This window comes from Pseudomonas palmensis (assembly GCF_017848315.1).
Classification (GTDB): Bacteria; Pseudomonadota; Gammaproteobacteria; order Pseudomonadales; family Pseudomonadaceae; genus Aquipseudomonas; species Aquipseudomonas palmensis.
In genome coordinates, this window is the sequence record NZ_JAFKEC010000016.1 from 48248 (window position 1) to 65140 (window position 16893).

Annotated in this window: 15 protein-coding genes and 1 pseudogene; 12 read left to right on the forward strand and 4 right to left on the reverse strand. The window is 63.4% G+C overall.

The window, feature by feature from the left end; all coding sequences use genetic code 11:
• Nucleotides 1-136: 136 nt before the first annotated feature.
• Nucleotides 137-466 (forward strand): annotated as a pseudogene (locus JZZ72_RS28260) (PAS domain-containing protein); the annotation flags it as partial.
• Nucleotides 467-628: 162 nt separating this feature from the next.
• Nucleotides 629-1720, forward strand: coding sequence for a methyl-accepting chemotaxis protein (locus tag JZZ72_RS11505; RefSeq protein ID WP_387517202.1), 1092 nt, complete (start codon nt 629-631; stop codon nt 1718-1720).
• 7 nt (nt 1721-1727) lie between these two features.
• Here JZZ72_RS11505 and JZZ72_RS11510 read toward each other — a convergent pair whose 3' ends face one another.
• The 4 genes from JZZ72_RS11510 to norR all read right to left on the reverse strand — a co-directional run bounded on the left by JZZ72_RS11510 (nt 1728) and on the right by norR (nt 5453).
• Nucleotides 1728-2489 (reverse strand): YkgJ family cysteine cluster protein, encoded by a 762-nt coding sequence (locus JZZ72_RS11510; protein WP_078479911.1) that lies wholly within the window; start codon nt 2487-2489, stop codon nt 1728-1730.
• Complete coding sequence (locus JZZ72_RS11515) at nt 2468-2773, reverse strand: hypothetical protein (RefSeq protein ID WP_043864399.1); 306 nt, start codon at nt 2771-2773, stop codon at nt 2468-2470. Before JZZ72_RS11515 ends, JZZ72_RS11510 begins: the two co-directional genes overlap by 22 nt.
• 151 nt (nt 2774-2924) lie before the next feature.
• Entirely contained in the window at nt 2925-3824 is a 900-nt protein-coding gene (locus JZZ72_RS11520) for a chemotaxis protein (RefSeq protein ID WP_043864400.1), read from the reverse strand.
• Between the two features lie 81 nt (nt 3825-3905).
• Nucleotides 3906-5453: a nitric oxide reductase transcriptional regulator NorR gene (gene norR / locus JZZ72_RS11525; protein ID WP_043864401.1), complete on the reverse strand. Its 1548-nt coding sequence runs from the start codon at nt 5451-5453 to the stop codon at nt 3906-3908.
• A 155-nt stretch (nt 5454-5608) separates the two neighbouring features.
• On the opposite strand from norR, the gene hmpA reads away from it, so the two are divergent.
• From hmpA to JZZ72_RS11575, 10 genes are all read left to right on the forward strand, one after another.
• On the forward strand, nt 5609-6790 hold the full coding sequence (gene hmpA / locus JZZ72_RS11530) for an NO-inducible flavohemoprotein (protein WP_104572932.1): 1182 nt from the start codon (nt 5609-5611) through the stop codon (nt 6788-6790).
• A 181-nt stretch (nt 6791-6971) separates the two neighbouring features.
• Complete coding sequence (locus tag JZZ72_RS11535) at nt 6972-7478, forward strand: disulfide bond formation protein B (protein WP_043864403.1); 507 nt, start codon at nt 6972-6974, stop codon at nt 7476-7478.
• 562 nt (nt 7479-8040) lie between these two features.
• Entirely contained in the window at nt 8041-8982 is a 942-nt protein-coding gene (gene cyoA / locus JZZ72_RS11540) for a ubiquinol oxidase subunit II (protein WP_043864404.1), read from the forward strand.
• Between the two features lie 3 nt (nt 8983-8985).
• Entirely contained in the window at nt 8986-11004 is a 2019-nt protein-coding gene (cyoB, locus tag JZZ72_RS11545) for a cytochrome o ubiquinol oxidase subunit I (RefSeq protein ID WP_043864405.1), read from the forward strand.
• 3 nt (nt 11005-11007) lie between these two features.
• Nucleotides 11008-11631 (forward strand): cytochrome o ubiquinol oxidase subunit III, encoded by a 624-nt coding sequence (gene cyoC, locus JZZ72_RS11550; RefSeq protein ID WP_043864406.1) that lies wholly within the window; start codon nt 11008-11010, stop codon nt 11629-11631.
• Nucleotides 11632-11964 (forward strand): cytochrome o ubiquinol oxidase subunit IV, encoded by a 333-nt coding sequence (gene cyoD / locus JZZ72_RS11555; protein WP_043864407.1) that lies wholly within the window; start codon nt 11632-11634, stop codon nt 11962-11964.
• Between the two features lie 11 nt (nt 11965-11975).
• On the forward strand, nt 11976-12863 hold the full coding sequence (cyoE, locus tag JZZ72_RS11560; RefSeq protein WP_043864408.1) for a heme o synthase: 888 nt from the start codon (nt 11976-11978) through the stop codon (nt 12861-12863).
• Between the two features lie 877 nt (nt 12864-13740).
• Complete coding sequence (locus JZZ72_RS11565; RefSeq protein WP_058541385.1) at nt 13741-14868, forward strand: hypothetical protein; 1128 nt, start codon at nt 13741-13743, stop codon at nt 14866-14868.
• Between the two features lie 148 nt (nt 14869-15016).
• The gene (gene alaC, locus JZZ72_RS11570; protein WP_043864411.1) at nt 15017-16252 is read left to right on the forward strand and encodes an alanine transaminase; all 1236 of its coding nucleotides are present in this window, start codon (nt 15017-15019) and stop codon (nt 16250-16252) included.
• Between the two features lie 180 nt (nt 16253-16432).
• Nucleotides 16433-16807: a YkgJ family cysteine cluster protein gene (locus JZZ72_RS11575; protein WP_043864412.1), complete on the forward strand. Its 375-nt coding sequence runs from the start codon at nt 16433-16435 to the stop codon at nt 16805-16807.
• The last annotated feature ends 86 nt before the right edge of the window (nt 16808-16893 follow it).

Here is a 16893-nt window from a genome sequence, read left to right on the forward strand (position 1 = left end):
GCCCACCTGTCAGCGCTGTCAGCTGGCAGATGGCCAAGTGCCAATAGTCTGCGCTGGATCAAGGTTTTACTAAATGTTGCCCCGTAGAGTCTCTCGCCCTGCCGCCCCTCCACCTATAAAAACGCGAGCGCTTTCGATGAAGAGCAATCTGCCTGTGACCGGCCGCAATGTAGATTACCCCGGTGACGCGAATATCCTTTCCACCACCGATCTGACCAGCGCCATTACCTATGCCAACGAGGATTTTCTCAAGGTCAGCGGGTTCGAGCGCGACGAGCTGATTGGCCAGTTGCACCATGTGGTACGCCATCCCGACATGCCTTCCCAGGCCTTTGCGCAGATGTGGCAGACCCTCAAGGCCGGCCGCTCGTGGATGGGGCTGGTGAAGAACCGCTGCAAGAATGGCGACCATTACTGGGTCAGCGCATTCGTGTCGCCGGTCACCAGCCAGGGCCAGACGGTGGAGTACCAGTCGGTGCGCACCAAGCCCACCCCGGCGCAGGTGGAGGCCGCCGAACGTTGCTATGCACGCTTGCGCCAGCAGCGCCCGTTGCCCTGGTGGCAACGCCTGCCGCGCCCTGGCCTGGCGTTGCAGCTGGGGCTGGGCACAGGCCTGGTGCTGGCAGTGGTGCTGGGCACCAGCCGCCTGCTGTTGCCGACGCTGCCGTGGCAGTGGCTGCTGGAGCTGGTGGCCGCCGGTGGGCTCAGTGCGCTGCTGGTGTCGGTGCTGCTGCGCCCACTGGAACAACTACGGGTGCGGGCGCAGTCGATTGCCGACAACCCGTTGAGCCAGCAGTTGTATACCGGCAAGGCGGGCGCCGTGGGGCAGATCGAGTTCGCCCTGCTGATGCTCGAGGCGCAGATCGGGGCGGTGGTGGGGCGCATTGGCGACACCTCGCAGCGCCTGGCCGGCCACACCGCAGAGCTGGCCCAGCACCTTCAGCACAGCCACACCACCACCCTGGGCCAGCAGGGCGAGGCCGATCAGGTGGCGGCGGCAATCAACCAGATGACCACCAGCGTGGCCGAGGTGGCCAGCAATGCCCAGCAGGCTTCGGAGGCCGCCGAGCATGCCGAGGATGCCACCCAGAATGGTCACCAGCTGGTGGATCGCAGCCGCAGCAGCATCCTCGAGCTGGCCAGCGCGCTGAGCGCTGCCACCGAGGTTATCCACACCCTGGAAGGCCACAGCATGGAAATTTCCGGGGTGCTGTCGGTTATCCACAGCATCGCCGAGCAGACCAACCTGCTGGCACTGAACGCGGCCATCGAGGCGGCGCGGGCGGGGGATCAGGGGCGTGGCTTTGCGGTGGTCGCCGATGAGGTGCGCGGCCTGGCCAAGCGCACGGCCGAGTCCACCGGCGAAATCCAGCGCATGATCAGCGCCTTGCAGCGCGGCACCCGCGATGCGGTGCAGGCCATGCACGAGAGCCGCGAGCATGCCGGGCAGAGCGTCGAGCAGGCGCAGCAGGCGGCGGTGGCGCTGGACGGCATCAGCCAGCAGGTCAACCAGATCAGCGAGATGAGCCTGCAGATTGCTGCGGCGGTGGAGCAGCAGAGCCTGGTCAGCGAAGACATCAACCGCAACATCATCAGCATTCGCCAGGCCAGCGAAGAGAGCGTGGTGGCCGGTCAGCACGGGCATGCCAACGCCAGCGACGTGGCCGGCCTGGCCGAAGACCTCCGGCGCCTGGCCGAGGAGTTCTGGCAGCGCCGCTAGGCGCCGCTCAGAAACCGATGAAGCTGTAGTGGCCAGCCGATGTGCTGCACACCCGGGCGCCGGCCTGATGCAGTTGCTCGACCAGTGCCGGGTTTTCCACGTGCAGGGTCCAGGGCGCCAGCGCGGCGTTGCCCGGGGCATGCAGGGCGGCGTGCAGCGCCCCGGTGTCGGGCAGGTAGGCGGTGAAGCCGTTGCCCTTGAGCGCGCTGGTGGTGATGCCCAGTTGCTGGCAGATCTGCACCTTGGCGTGGATATCGTCGCGGTCGGCCTGGCGCGAGCGCTCGATCAGCTCGGCCAGTTGGCGGTCCATCAGCTGGCTGCCGTGGATCAGTACCGGGCCGCGTTGCCAGGCTTCGGTCGGGCAGTCCTTGGCGTCGGGGCGCAACGGGATGTGCGGGTTGATTTCCATCGGGTAGATGCGGCACACCAGCGGCCGGCGCTCATAGATGCGGCACAGGTTGTCGGCATCCAGATTGCGGCAGGCGCCGGGGTTGAACGCGGCGAAGGTGATGGCCACGTGTGCCTGGGTACTGCCGCAGGGCACGGCGCAGGCACGGCGGGTGGCGTGCTCGCGCTGGGCGTCGGGCAGGCCCAGGCCGTTGGCCAGAAAGGCTTCCACCAGCACGATGAGCTGGCCGCCATCTGCCACCCAGTGGCGCGCTTCGTCGAGGGTCAGGGGAACGTGGTGGCCATTGCAGCATTTGCCACAGCCGGTGCAGTCGAACTGGAGTGAGGTTGCAGCGCTGGTCACGGTTTGGCGGGGGTCCATTCGGTGATGAAGGCAGTCTTGCGCTGCTTGTCGAACAGGCACAGCTCGCTGCCTTTCTGGTTCTTCATGTGCTTTTGCGGGTAGTGGCCGCTGATCAGCAGGGCACTGTAGCCGACGCGGTCGTCGAACTCGGCCGGCTTGCTGGCGGGCCGGGCATCCTTGAACTGGCTGGCGGCGAGGCAGGCCCTGGTCAGGGCTTGTTCGTGGTCGGCCCAGGCCTGGTCGCTGGAGGCATGGGCGCCGAGGCTGAACAGGGCCAGCAGGGCGAAGGTGAGGGCTTTCATGATGGGCGGCTCATGAGGGGAGAGGCCGCTGATTATGCCAGAGCATCGGTTTTTGCAGGAGCAGGAGCGTTTCAGCGTTTGTCCTGGCCCCTTCGCCGGCAAGGGATCACGGCCCCTGTAGGAGCCGGCCTTGCCGGCGAAGGGGGTCGGCTCAGCGCTCGGCGAAAGCCACCGCCCGCGCGGCCACGATCAGGCAATCGGTGAGTTCCGGCGAGGAGAACTTGGTCAGCACCGCATTCGCCCCTGCCAGCCGGGCTTTCTCGCTGTTCATCGCGCTGTCCAGCGAGGTGTGCAGCAGTACATAGAGGTGCTGGAAGTCAGGCGTTTCGCGCAGCGTGCGGGTGAAGGCGTAGCCGTCCATCTCGGACATCTCGATGTCCGAGACCACCACGTTGATCTCCCGGTCGGTACCCTGCAGCTCCAGCAGGGTGTCGATGGCATCCTTGGCGCTCTTGGCGGTGTGGCATTCCAGCCCCAGGCCGCGCAGGGTCAGCACCGACTGGTGGAGTGCCACATGGCTGTCATCGACCACCAGTATGTTGGTGGCCTGCAGAACGGCGGCGTCTTCGGGGTTCAGCTCGCTGCTGCTCACTTCACGCGGCGGCGGCGCAATGCCGTGAATGACCTTTTCGATGTCCAGCACCTGCACCAGGGTGCCGTCCACCTGGGTTACCCCGGTGATGAATGCCTTGCTGCTCGACCCGTAGGGCGGCGGCTTGATGTCGGTACTCAGGCAATGCACGATGCGGCTCACCGCCTGCACGTGCAGGCCCTGCTTGGAGCGGCTGATGTCGGTGACGATCAGGCAGCCGCCGTTGGGGTCTTCCAACGGGCGCTCGCCAATGGCGCGCGACAGGTCGATGACCGACAGCGAGTTGCCCCGCAGGGTGGCCACGCCTTTGACGTGCGGGTGCGATTCCGGGAGCTTGGTCAGGGGCGGGCAAGGGATGATCTCGCTGACCTTGAGCAGGTTGATTGCCATCAGCTTGCCGCTGCGCAGGGTGAACAGCAGCAGCGACAGCGAGTCGGCGCGGGCATTTTGCGAGGCCATAGGCACCTTCAGGGCAAAGAGAATAAGGGATCTGCCGGGTTATCGACCCGAGCACGCCAGGCTTTAATCCGCCACTGCACTTCAGCGTAGCCCCAGTCGGCGGGCCAGGCGGCTGAGGTTGGCGCGGTCCAGGCCCAGCTCGCGCGCGGCACTGGCCCAGTTGTGCTGGTGGCGCTCCAGGCAGGCCTCGATCAGCTGGCGCTGGTACAGGTCCAGGGCCTGGCGCAGGTCGGTGCCGGGCGGTGGTGGCAGTGGCGCCGCCACGCTGGGCGCTGCCCCCGGGCCGGCGCCGGGCAGGTCGAAGTCGCGGGCCTCCAGGGTGAGGATCTTCGGCCGCTCGGGGTGCTGGCCCAGCGCCTTGAGCGACGAGCGGCCGATCAGGTGCTCCAGTTCGCGCACATTGCCCGGCCAGTCGTACGCCAGCAGCGCGGCCTGGGCATCGCTGCTCAGGCGCAGGCTGTTCAGGCCCATGCGCGAGCGGTTCTGCTCCAGGAAGTAGCCGCTGAGCAGCAGCACGTCGCGCCCGCGCTCGCGCAGCGCCGGCACCCGCAGCGGGTACACGCTCAGGCGGTGGTAGAAGTCGGCGCGGTAGCGCCCGGCACGCACTTCCTCGGCCAGGTCGCGGTTGGTGGCGGCAATCAGGCGTACATCCACCTGGTGCTCCTGGTCCGAGCCCAGGCGCTGCAGCTGTCCGCTTTGCAGCACGCGCAGCAACTTGGCCTGCACGGCCAGCGACAGTTCGCCCACTTCGTCGAGAAACAGTGTGCCGCCGTTGGCCAGCTCGAACTTGCCGCGTCGCTCGCCCACCGCGCCGGTGAAGGCGCCGCGCACATGGCCGAACAGCTCGCTCTCGACCAGGGTGTCGGGCAAGGCGGCGCAGTTGAGGCTGATCATCGGCTTGTCGGCACGCGCCGACTGCTGGTGGATGGCCTGGGCCACCAGCTCCTTGCCGACTCCGGTTTCACCGGTGACCAGTACGGTCAGGTCGCTGCCGGCGACCAGGCGGATCTCTTCGAGCAGGTGCTTGTGGGCCTTGCTCTGGCCGATCAGTTCCTGGTGCTGCTGGCCGCTGGCCTGGCGGTAGATCTCGGCGCGCTGGTGTTCGTCTTCGGCGCGCAGGGCCAGGCGTTCGATACGTTGCGCCACGTTGACCGTGGCGGCGGCCAGGCTGGCGAAGGCCTGCAGGGCGTCCAGCTCGACCTGCTGGAAGCGCTCCGGGGCCAGCGCATCGAGGGTGATCAGGCCCCAGGGCCGTTCGTCGACGAACAGCGGGCAGCCCATGCAGTCGTGTACCTCCAGGTGCTGGTGCAGGCCCTCGACCAGGCCGTCGTAGGGGTCGGGCAGTTGGCTGTCGCTGGCAAAGCGGGTCGGCTCGCTGCGGCTGAGCAGGGCGGCGAAGCGCGGGTGTTCGCTGACCTTGAAGCGCCGGCCCAGGGTGTCGGGGCTCAGGCCGTCCACCGCCAGGGGGACCAGCCATTCGCCATCCAGGCGCAGCAGCGCGGCGGCGTCGCATGGCAACAGGGCGCGCATGGCTTCGAGCAGGCGACGGTAGCGTTCGCGTTCGGGCAGCTCGCGAGACAGGTCGCTGACCAGGGGCAGCAGTGCGGTAAGCAGGGATTTTGCGGTCATGATGACTCCTTCGAGTCTTTATGACTCTAGCAGGGCTGTGGTCAATTTGACTCAAAAATATTCAAGCTATTGATTTATATGGATTTAATAGTTGGCACGAAAGCTGAAACAACCCGGGCAGATTATCCAGAAGCCATAAGGCCCGGGAGTTACCCATGCTCAATGCCCAAGATCGTGCCATCGTCAAAGCCACCGTTCCGCTGCTTGAAAGCGGCGGCGAGGCGCTGACCACGCATTTCTACAAACTGATGCTCAGCGAATACCCCGAGGTGCGTCCGCTGTTCAACCAGGCCAACCAGGCCAGCGGCGACCAACCGCGGGCGCTGGCCAATGGCGTACTGATGTACGCACGCCATATCGACCAGCTCGAGCAACTGGGCGGCCTGGTGAACCAGATCATCAACAAGCACGTGGCGCTGCAGATCCTGCCCGAGCATTACCCGATCGTCGGCGCCTGCCTGCTGCGTGCCATCGAAGAGGTGCTCGGCAAGGAGGTCGCCACCCCCGAGGTCATCGCGGCCTGGGGCGCGGCCTACCAGCAACTGGCCGATATCCTGATCGGCGCCGAAGAGGGCCTGTACCAGCAGAAGGCCCAGGCGCCGGGTGGCTGGCGCGGTGCGCGGGCGTTCCGGCTGGCGGCGCGGGTGCAGGAGAGCAGCGAGATCGTCTCGTTCCACTTCGCCCCGCTCGATGGCGGCCCGGTCCTCAAAGGCGAGCCCGGCCAGTACCTGGGCCTGAAGGTGCAGATCGATGGCCAGGAGCACCGGCGCAACTATTCATTGTCGGCGCTGGGTGACGGCCGCGAGTACCGCATCAGCGTCAAGCGCGAGGCGGGCGGCAAGGTGTCCAACTACCTGCATGAGCACCTGCAGGTGGGCGATACCCTGGAGCTGTTCCCGCCGGCGGGCGAGTTCACCCTGAGCGCCAGCGACAAGCCGCTGGTGCTGATCAGCGGCGGGGTAGGGATCACCCCGACCCTGGCGATGCTCGACGCGGCCCTGGCCAGCGGTCGCCTGGTGCACTTCATTCATTGCGCGCGCAACGGTGCGGTGCATGCGTTTCGCGACTGGGTGGACGAACGCGCGGCGCGTCATCCGCAGCTCAAGCGCTTCTATTGCTACGCCGAGGATGATGGGGTGAGCCTGCCGGCCGACGCCGTGGGGCTGCTGAGCCAGGATCAACTGGCGCAGTGGCTGCCGGTCGAGCGTGACCTGGACGCGTACTTCCTGGGGCCCAAGGGCTTCATGGCGGCGATCAGGCGTCAGCTCAAGGCCCTGGGGGTGCCGGAGCAGCAGAGTCGCTACGAGTTCTTTGGGCCGGCGGCGGCACTCGAGTAAGGGCCGGGGCCTGTTCGCCGGCAATGCCGGCGCCTGCAGCTAAGCGTATGTGCTGCAGGCGCCGGCTAAGCTGCCGACCTTAATCTTCTTTTAATCGGTTTAACCTTCACTCCCTGTGGTCATGGTCGGCGTGTAGAATTGCGCCCAGGCTTGAGCCACCTATCTAGTGAAGGGAACGGGAATGAACGATCTAACGCAGCGCCTGAATCGGGAACGGCGCTTTCTGGTACTGCTGGGCGCCATCTGCCTGGCGCTGATCGGCGGTGCCCTGTACATGCAGATCGTGCTGGGCGAGGCACCGTGCCCACTGTGCATCCTGCAGCGCTATGCATTGCTGTTCATCGCCCTGTTCGCCTTCATCGGTGCGGCCATGCCCGGGCGGCGCAGCCTCACGCTGTTCGAGGCCCTGGTGGTGCTGAGCGCCATCGGCGGCATTGCTGCAGCCGGCAACCACGCCTACATTCTGGCCAACCCGGCCGTCAGCTGCGGCATCGACACACTGCAGCCGATCGTCGACGGCCTGCCGCTGGCCTCGGTGCTGCCGCTGGTGTTCCAGGTGGATGGTTTCTGCTCGACGCCGTACCCGCCGGTGCTGGGGCTGTCGCTGGCGCAATGGGCGCTGCTGGCCTTCGTGCTGACCGCCGTGCTGGTGCCGCTGGGCATCTACCGCAACCGTCGCCAGCGTTAGACAAAAGTCCCGTGTCGAGGCAAGTGCGCAGGGCTTGAGAATTTTCCGAAGAAGTCGCCTCCAGGTTGACCTGGATCAAGTCCCGACCCTTGCGGTACGGGCATTTCAGGGCTACAGCCAGGGGTGCGACAAACTGTCGCGAAACTGATTTTTGCTGCGCTATTGTTACGTTTTCTGTAAAGGACTGTTGCTCAATAAGTCATAGTCATGGCCATGTTACCTCACTACAATCGCCCCCAATTTCCGTTCGGCACCGCTTGCGAGTTGCAGGATTAAAGGAGCTCCGGCCCCTTTCGTGACTCTGACGAGCATCGCCTGCGGCGATGCCGGGCTGACCCCCCTCCCGTGATTTTCCGCACCAAATGGAATTGGTCTGTAAACAGGCCTGATTGCCTACGAAGTCAAAACAATAAGCACCGTTGCACACCGGTTCTGCCGAGCAGCCGCAGCTGAATTCCGGCGTGACCGTATTCGATCCCATAAATGCTGACGCTTGGCAGGACGAAGTGTTGGCGACCAAAACACAAATTGCATTGAAGCAAGCTGCTCTAGAGGTCGTGAGATGAGTAAAAAGCGTTACCCCAGACTGTTTGGCATTCTGCCCTTTTTAGGCATGCTTTTACTCAGTGGGTGCAACTGGACCCTGCTCGACCCGAAGGGCCAGGTCGGCATTGAGCAAAGGAACCTGATCCTGATCGCTACCGGCCTGATGTTGCTGGTGGTGATTCCTGTCATTTTCATGACGATCGCGTTCGCGTGGAAGTATCGCGCCTCCAACAAGGCTGCCACCTACACCCCTGATTGGTCGCACTCGACCAAGATCGAAGTGGCCGTATGGTCCATCCCGGTGCTGATCATCATCGCCCTGGGTTATGTCACCTACCTCTCCACCCACAAGCTGGACCCGTACCGTCCACTGGATTCCGACGTGAAGCCGGTGCAGATCGACGTGGTCGCGCTGGACTGGAAATGGCTGTTCATCTACCCGGAACAGGGTATTGCCACGGTCAACAAGATCGTCTTCCCGGCCAACACCCCGGTCAATTTCCGCGTGACCTCCGACGCCGTGATGAACTCGTTCTTCATCCCGGGCCTGGGCGGCCAGATCTACGCGATGGCGGGCATGACCACCAAGCTGCACCTGATTGCCAACCAGAACGCCGAGTTCGACGGGATCTCCGCCAACTACAGCGGTGCCGGCTTCACCGGCATGAAGTTCAAGGCGATCGCCACGTCCCAGGAAGATTTCGAGGCGTGGGTCAACGAGGTCAAGCAGTCGCCGCAACAACTGGACAAGGCCACCTACGAGGCTCTGGCCAAACCTAGCGAAAACAACCCGGTTGCGCTCTACAGCGTGGCCCCGGAAAACATGTTCCAGTCCATCGTCGACAAGTACGAGGGCATGAACCGTGGCAAGCCGGTGGTGCACGAGAAGAAAGAGCACAAAGAAGCGGCCGAAGCGATGGACGTGAGTATGCATTCAGCTGCTGGGGCAGAGGAGTAAAAGATGTTCGGTAAACTTAGTCTGGACGCGATCCCGTATCACGAGCCGATAGTCATGGTGACCCTCGCCATGATCGCGCTCGGCGGTCTCGCGTTGGTTGCTGCAATCACCTATTTCCGCAAGTGGACCTACTTGTGGACCGAGTGGCTGACGTCGGTCGACCACAAGAAGATCGGGGTGATGTACATCATCGTCGCGATGGTCATGCTGCTGCGCGGCTTTGCCGACGCCATCATGATGCGTACCCAGCTGGCCATGGCCACTGGCGGCGCCGAGGGCTATCTGCCTCCTGAACACTATGACCAGATCTTCACCGCTCACGGTGTGATCATGATCATCTTCATGGCGATGCCATTCTTCACCGGCCTGATGAACCTGGCCCTGCCTCTGCAGATCGGTGCACGTGACGTTGCCTTCCCGTTCCTCAACTCCCTGAGCTTCTGGCTGCTGGTGTCCGGCGTTGCGCTGGTCAACATCTCCCTGGGCGTGGGCGAGTTCGCCAAGACCGGCTGGGTGGCCTATCCACCGCTGGCGGGTATCCAGTACAGCCCTGGGGTCGGTGTCGACTACTACATCTGGGCGCTACAGATATCCGGATTGGGGACAACGCTGACCGGTGTCAACTTCCTGGCCACCGTGCTGAAAATGCGCGCCCCTGGCATGAAGCTGATGGACATGCCGATCTTCACCTGGACCTGCACCTGGGCCAACATCCTGATCGTGGCTTCGTTCCCGATCCTGACCGCGACCCTGGCACTGCTGACCGTTGACCGTTATCTGGACTTCCACATTTTCACCAACGAGCTTGGTGGGAACCCGATGATGTACGTCAACCTGTTCTGGGCATGGGGTCACCCTGAGGTGTACATCCTGATCCTGCCGGCGTTCGGCGTGTTCTCGGAAGTCATCTCGACCTTTACCGGCAAGCGCCTGTTCGGCCACAAGTCGATGATCTACGCCTCGGGTGCGATCTCGGTTCTGGGCTTCGGCGTATGGCTGCACCACTTCTTCACCATGGGTTCGGGCGCCAGCGTCAACACCTTCTTCGGTCTGGCGACCATGCTCATTTCGATCCCGACCGGGGTCAAGCTGTTCAACTGGCTGTTCACGATCTACCAGGGCCGTCTGCGCTTCACCGCGCCAGTGCTGTGGACCCTGGGCTTCATGGTGACCTTCTCGATCGGCGGCATGACCGGCGTACTGCTGGCCGTACCTGGTGCTGACTTCGTGCTGCACAACAGCCTGTTCGTGATCGCTCACTTCCACAACGTGATCATCGGTGGTGCGGTGTTCGGCTACATTGCCGGCTTCGCCTTCTGGTTCCCGAAAGCCTTCGGTTTCACCCTGAACGAGAAGTGGGGCAAGGCTGCCTTCTGGTTCTGGATCTCCGGTTTCTACGTGGCCTTCATGCCGCTGTACGCACTGGGCTTCATGGGCATGACCCGTCGTCTGAACCACTCGGACAACCCTGCCTGGGAACCGTACCTGTACGTGGCCGTGGTCGGTGCCGTGCTGATCCTGTTCGGTATCGCCTGCCAGCTGATCCAGCTGTACGTGTCGATCCGCGATCGCAAGGACAACATGGACGTCACTGGCGACCCATGGAATGCGCACACCCTGGAATGGTCGACCTCGTCGCCACCGCCGTTCTACAACTTCGCCACCATGCCGGAAAAAGTCGGCCTGGACGCATGGACCGAAGCCAAGCGCGCCGGTATCGCCTACAAGGCTCCGGCCCAGTACGCACCGATCCACATGCCGAACAACACCGCTACCGGTCTGTACATGGGCGCGCTGTTGACCGTCTTCGGTTTCGCCACCATCTGGCACATCTGGTGGTTGGCCGCGGTCGGCCTGATCGGCACCATCGCTGTCTTCGTTGCTCACGCTGCGCGTGACGACCAGGGCTACATGGTTCCTGCCGAGGAAGTGGCACGTATCGAAGGTGAGCGTCTGAAGCACCTCGGTCTGGCTACCGGCTCGCCAGTCGGTGCGCCTGTCGAATCGTTTGAACGGGTTTAATCAATGTCCAGTCATGTAATCAATGCTGATGCTGCTCATGGTCACGACCATGGGCACGAAGAACACCACGACTCGGGCCAGATGACCGTATTCGGTTTCTGGCTGTACCTGATGACCGACTGCATCCTGTTTGCGTCGATCTTCGCAGCCTACGCGGTGCTGTCCGGCAACTTTGCCGGCGGCCCGTCGGGTCACGACATCTTCGAACTGCCGTATGTACTGGCTGAAACCGCGCTGCTGCTGTTCTCCAGTATCACCTTCGGCTTCGCCATGCTGCAGATGTACAAGGGCAACAAGAACGGTGTACTGGCCTGGCTGGCAGTCACCTTCCTGCTCGGCCTTGGCTTCATCGTCATGGAAGTCAACGAGTTCCACCTGCTGATCAGCGAAGGCTTCGGCCCGCAGCGCAGCGGCTTCCTGTCGGGCTTCTTCGCCCTGGTCGGCACCCACGGTCTGCACGTGACCGGTGGTCTGATCTGGATGGCCGTGATGATGTACCAGATCCAGAAAAAGGGCATCACCGGTTCGGCCAAGACCCGCATGGGTTGCCTGAGCCTGTTCTGGCACTTCCTGGACGTGGTCTGGATCTGCGTATTCACCGTTGTCTATCTGCTGGGGGTTCTGTAAATGGCTAACGCACATAACGAGCACGCCGAGGGCAGCCACGGCAGCGTGAAGTCGTACGCAATCGGCTTCGTACTGTCGGTGATCCTGACGCTGATCCCGTTCGGTCTGGTGATGTACCCGACCTTGCCCAAAGACATGACCGTACTGATCGTGGTGGCCTTCGCGGTCATCCAGATCGTCGTGCACCTGTACTACTTCCTGCACCTGGACCGTTCGCCAGAGCAGCGTGAGAACGTCAGCGCCTTCCTGTTCACCGGGTTGGTCATTGCACTGTTGGTCGGCCTGTCGCTGTGGATCATGTTCAGCATCCACACCAGCATGATGGCGAAGTGAGGTAAGACGGCATGTCCTTTAAGCACTTTATCCAAATCACCAAACCGGGGATCATTTTCGGTAACGTGCTTTCTGTGGCAGGCGGTTTCTTCCTTGCCGCGCAAGGGCATGTGGACTTCATGCTGTTCCTGGCCACGGTGATCGGCACTTCGCTGGTGGTGGCGTCCGGTTGCGTGTTCAACAACTGCATCGACCGTGACATCGACATCAAGATGGAGCGCACCAAGAACCGTGTGATGGTTCAAGGGCAGGTCTCGCTGAAGATCGCGCTGGCCTACGCCACCCTGCTCGGGGTGGCCGGGCTTGGCCTGCTGTACGTGCAGGCCAATGCCCTGGCAGCGTTGTTCGGCCTGATCGGGTTCATCATCTACGTGGGTTTCTACAGCCTGTACCTGAAGCGCAAATCGGTGCACGGCACCCTGGTAGGCAGCCTGTCCGGTGCCATGCCTCCGGTGATCGGCTACTGCGCCGTGAGCAACAGCTTCGACCTGGCTGCGTTGACCCTGCTGGTGATGTTCAGCCTGTGGCAGATGCCGCATTCCTATGCGATCGCGATCTTCCGCTTCAACGACTACCTGGCGGCCTCGATTCCGGTACTGCCGGTCAAGCGTGGCATCCTGGTGGCCAAGAAACACATCCTCTGGTACATCGTGGCGTTCCTGGCAGCGACCCTGATGCTGACCATCGGTGGTTATGCCGGCATGAGCTACATGGCCGTGGCCGCGGCGATGGGCATGTACTGGTTGTACATGGCCTGGACCGGCTACAAGGCTGTGGATGATCGCCTGTGGGCGCGCAAGCTGTTCGTGTTTTCCATCTTCACCATCACTGCGTTGAGCGTGATGATGTCGTTGGACACCAAGGTGCCGACCGAGCTGCTGCTGACCTACGCGCATTGATCTGATGTGTTGAAAGAGACCCCGGGCCGAAAGGTGCCGGGGTTTTTTTTGCCCTTCAGAAACGGCTTCGTTCCCGCTCTTGCTCTTGCTCTTGCTCTTGCTCTTGCTCTTGCTCTTGCTCTTGCTTTTGCTTTTGATCTTTCCGTCCTTCAGGAGGCCGAATGGAGCCCGCGTGTAGTGGGGTGTAGGGCCATGGATGGCCCGGAAAGTGCCGACGGGCAGGGATGCCCGTGCGGCGCGGCCCCACGGAGCGTGGGTGGAGTGAGGGGACCCGTAGCGAAGCGTAGGGCCGGATGCTGGACGGAGCGGTTTTGCTTACTTTTTCCAAGAAAAAAGTAAGCCGCTGTAAGAGCGGAAGGGGCCATTCGGATCGCCATCCATGCTGGATAATCACTTGGTTTCTGGGGCGATGGCTCCAGAGGCATGCTGGGTAAACACTTGGTTCCTGGAGCGATGGTTCCAGAGGCACCGAGCTTATCCAGCATGAAGAGAGACGCCGAGGGCCCCTTCCGCTCTTACAGCGGGTCACTTTTGGCAAACGCCCCAAAAGTAACCAAAAAGGCTGGGCCCTGCATACGGCCCTACGCTTCGCTCCGGGTCCCCTCGCTCCGCACCTGCTCCGGGGGCCGCGCCGCACGGGCGTCCCTGCCCGTCGGCACTTTCCGGGCCATCCATGGCCCTACACCCCACTACGCAGGCGCTCCACTCGGCCTCCTGAAGGGCCAGAAGATCAAAAGCAGATCAAAAGCCTGAGCGCCTCTGGATCGGTGTATGCCAACGGCCGGCAATCCCTCCCACCCGGGCACCACTCCCCGCTGAACACGCAACCCCCGGCATTGCTAGCGTGACGGCTCCCCACCCCAAGGAGCACACCGCCATGAGCATTCTGACCGTTTACTTCTGCGGCACCGGATCGCACCGTTTCGATGACCAGAACCCCAATTTCTGGAACGGCGAACTGGTCGCCACCCTTGCTTCCAACGACCAGAGCCGCGAGTTCGCCAACTGGATCGCCATCGACGGCCCGGGCAGCGGCAACCTGCAGGCCGATGACCTGTTCATCGAAAACAAGGAATACGGCCTCACCGGCACCCTGTTCGGCGCCGGCTGGGAGCAGAACGTGGCCCACGCCCTGCAGGTCATCAAGGGCTCCTGCACCTGGCAGCGCGAAAAACTCACCGAGCAGGACTACAACCGCCTGAAGTCAGCCGGCGTGCCGATCGAGGACGTGAAGAAGGAGGGTTCCTGGTTCTGGCGCCAGTACGACTATGGCGACCGCGGCGTGACCCCGCAGCAACTCCAGGAAGGCATCATCCGCATGCACCGCAAGGACGGCCTGATTCCCGATCAGGTCAACATCGTGGGCTGGAGCCGCGGCGGCATCAGTGCCCACATGCTCGCCAACGCCATGGCCGACGACCCGCAACTGGCCCACGTGCCGGTGAACATCTTTGCCATCGACCCCGTGCCCGGGATCAACAACCTGCAGCCACACCGCCTGCACCTGCGCACCAACGTGAAGGAGTACGTGGGTTTCTTTTCTCGCGACGAGCGCTCCAAGGGCTTCGCCTGCGTCATCCCGTCCACCTATCCCGATACCCGTGTCCACATCTTTCCGCTGCCAGGACGCCACGCCACGCTGGTGGGCAATGCCTCGGCCGATGGCGCCAGTGCCGGCAACGAGCTGCCCGACCCGGGCCTGATCGTGCGCCATTTTGCCGAAACCTGCCTGACCCGCTGGGGCGTGACGCTGCAAAAACGCCTTGAGCTGAGCGAAGGGCAGGTGGCCGACTACCTGGATGCCATGGACCGCGACGATGCCCGCTACAGGGCCATGCGCAAGCACTCCTACACGCTGCTGAGCGAGTCCGAAGGGGAGCATCGGCTGGTCCACCAGGGCGATATGCGCAAGGCTTTCAGCTTCGTGCGCGGGGCCCACATGGCGCCGGAGGAGGGCCTGGATGTGGGGAGCTGGCGCTCGCTGTCGTTCGAGCGTCTGTGCTGACACCCCGGCATCGGTCGCGGCCGCGCTGCGCGGCCCGCGATCGAATCCACTTTACAGGCATTGCCTGCAGGCACTATCTTCTGCCTCGGCCACCGCAGTGGCCAACGTCGCTCGGACGGTTCCGGGCGCTTACGTCCTCGAGGTAACCATGGCTGACCAAGGTTCGCCGCGCCGCTTTGCGCGCATAGATCGTCTCCCCCCCTACGTATTCAACATCACCGCCGAACTCAAGATGGCCGCGCGCCGTCGTGGCGAAGACATCATCGACCTGAGCATGGGCAACCCCGACGGGGCCACGCCGCCGCACATCGTCGAGAAGCTGGTACAGGTCGCCCAGCGCGAAGACACCCACGGTTACTCCACCTCGCGCGGTATCCCGCGCCTGCGCCGGGCCATCTCGCACTGGTACAAGGACCGCTACGACGTCGAGATCGACCCCGAGTCCGAAGCCATTGTCACCATCGGCTCCAAGGAGGGCCTGGCCCACCTGATGCTGGCCACCCTGGACCACGGCGATACCGTGCTGGTGCCCAACCCCAGCTACCCGATCCACATCTACGGCGCGGTGATCGCCGGGGCCCAGGTGCGTTCGGTGCCGCTGGTGCCCGGCGTGGACTTCTTCAACGAGCTGGAGCGGGCGATCCGCGAGTCGATCCCCAAGCCCAAGATGATGATCCTGGGGTTCCCCTCCAACCCCACCGCGCAGTGCGTGGAGCTGGACTTCTTCGAGCGGGTGGTGGCACTGGCCAAGCAGTACGACGTGCTGGTGATCCACGACCTGGCCTATGCCGACATCGTCTACGACGGCTGGAAGGCCCCGTCGATCATGCAGGTGCCGGGTGCCAAGGACATCGCCGTGGAGTTCTTCACGCTGTCCAAGAGCTACAACATGGCCGGCTGGCGGATCGGCTTCATGGTCGGCAACCCGGAGCTGGTCAACGCCCTGGCGCGAATCAAGAGCTACCACGACTACGGCACCTTCACCCCGTTGCAGGTGGCGGCGATCGCGGCGCTCGAAGGCGACCAGCAGTGCGTGCGCGACATCGCCGAGCAGTACCGCCAGCGGCGCAACGTGCTGGTCAAGGGGCTGCACGAGACCGGCTGGATGGTCGAGAACCCCAAGGCCTCGATGTACGTGTGGGCCAAGATCCCCGAGCAGTACGCGCACCTGGGTTCGCTGGAGTTCGCCAAGAAGCTGCTGGCCGAAGCCAAGGTATGCGTGTCGCCGGGCATCGGCTTTGGCGACTATGGCGATGACCATGTGCGCTTTGCCCTGATCGAGAACCAGGACCGCATTCGCCAGGCGGTGCGCGGCATCCGCCAGATGTTCCGTGCCGATGGCATCGAGGCGCCGAAGGCGGCCAGAGCTTCACGCACGTCGTGATGCACCTCGCCGGCAAGGCCTGCTCCCGTAGGAGCCGGCCTTGCCGGCGAAGGGCGCGACACCGCCTTCCGTCGGCCGCCCATATTTCTTTCACTGCCCCCCTTTTCAACGCCACGCCGAAGCATAGAATGATCGTCGGGTTTCTCCCTCCAACGATACTTCTCCCCCCCCTCCCAAATCATGTCCGAAAACAATCCTTGTTTGACTTGCGGTGCCTGCTGCGCGTATTTCCGTGTGTCCTTTTTCTGGGGTGAATGCACCTCGGCCGGGGGTGTCGTGCCTGATGAACTGGTGGTGCAGATCAACCCGACCCGGGTGGCGATGATCGGCACCGACGCCAAGCCGTGTCGCTGCATAGGGCTTGAAGGCGAGATCGGCAAGAGCGTCAGCTGTTCGCTCTATGCCCAGCGCTCCAGCCCCTGCCGCGAGTTCGATGCCGCCTGGGTCAATGGCCAGCCCAACGACGACTGCAACGCGGCGCGGGCCGCCCACGGCCTGCCCCCTCTGGAAGCCAACGAGCCGTTCTGGCCCGCCGAAGACCCGGAGGTGGCCTGACCGTTCGTCGGTTGGCTGACGCTGTAAGTTTGACGAGGCCCTGTATTCACGGGGCCCATTGCCAAAGTATTAACACCATTTGACGT

What these genes read in the sequence shown, in the direction of transcription:
- JZZ72_RS11510 (WP_078479911.1), bottom strand. Translation starts at nt 2,489, where the DNA reads ATGGACCCCCGCCAAACCGTGACCAGCGCTGCAACCTCACTCCAGTTC.
- JZZ72_RS11515 (WP_043864399.1), bottom strand. Translation starts at nt 2,773, where the DNA reads ATGAAAGCCCTCACCTTCGCCCTGCTGGCCCTGTTCAGCCTCGGCGCC.
- JZZ72_RS11520 (WP_043864400.1), bottom strand. Translation starts at nt 3,824, where the DNA reads ATGGCCTCGCAAAATGCCCGCGCCGACTCGCTGTCGCTGCTGCTGTTC.
- norR (WP_043864401.1), bottom strand. Translation starts at nt 5,453, where the DNA reads ATGACCGCAAAATCCCTGCTTACCGCACTGCTGCCCCTGGTCAGCGAC.
- hmpA (WP_104572932.1), top strand. Translation starts at nt 5,609, where the DNA reads ATGCTCAATGCCCAAGATCGTGCCATCGTCAAAGCCACCGTTCCGCTG.
- JZZ72_RS11535 (WP_043864403.1), top strand. Translation starts at nt 6,972, where the DNA reads ATGAACGATCTAACGCAGCGCCTGAATCGGGAACGGCGCTTTCTGGTA.
- cyoA (WP_043864404.1), top strand. Translation starts at nt 8,041, where the DNA reads ATGAGTAAAAAGCGTTACCCCAGACTGTTTGGCATTCTGCCCTTTTTA.
- cyoB (WP_043864405.1), top strand. Translation starts at nt 8,986, where the DNA reads ATGTTCGGTAAACTTAGTCTGGACGCGATCCCGTATCACGAGCCGATA.
- cyoC (WP_043864406.1), top strand. Translation starts at nt 11,008, where the DNA reads ATGTCCAGTCATGTAATCAATGCTGATGCTGCTCATGGTCACGACCAT.
- cyoD (WP_043864407.1), top strand. Translation starts at nt 11,632, where the DNA reads ATGGCTAACGCACATAACGAGCACGCCGAGGGCAGCCACGGCAGCGTG.
- cyoE (WP_043864408.1), top strand. Translation starts at nt 11,976, where the DNA reads ATGTCCTTTAAGCACTTTATCCAAATCACCAAACCGGGGATCATTTTC.
- JZZ72_RS11565 (WP_058541385.1), top strand. Translation starts at nt 13,741, where the DNA reads ATGAGCATTCTGACCGTTTACTTCTGCGGCACCGGATCGCACCGTTTC.
- alaC (WP_043864411.1), top strand. Translation starts at nt 15,017, where the DNA reads ATGGCTGACCAAGGTTCGCCGCGCCGCTTTGCGCGCATAGATCGTCTC.
- JZZ72_RS11575 (WP_043864412.1), top strand. Translation starts at nt 16,433, where the DNA reads ATGTCCGAAAACAATCCTTGTTTGACTTGCGGTGCCTGCTGCGCGTAT.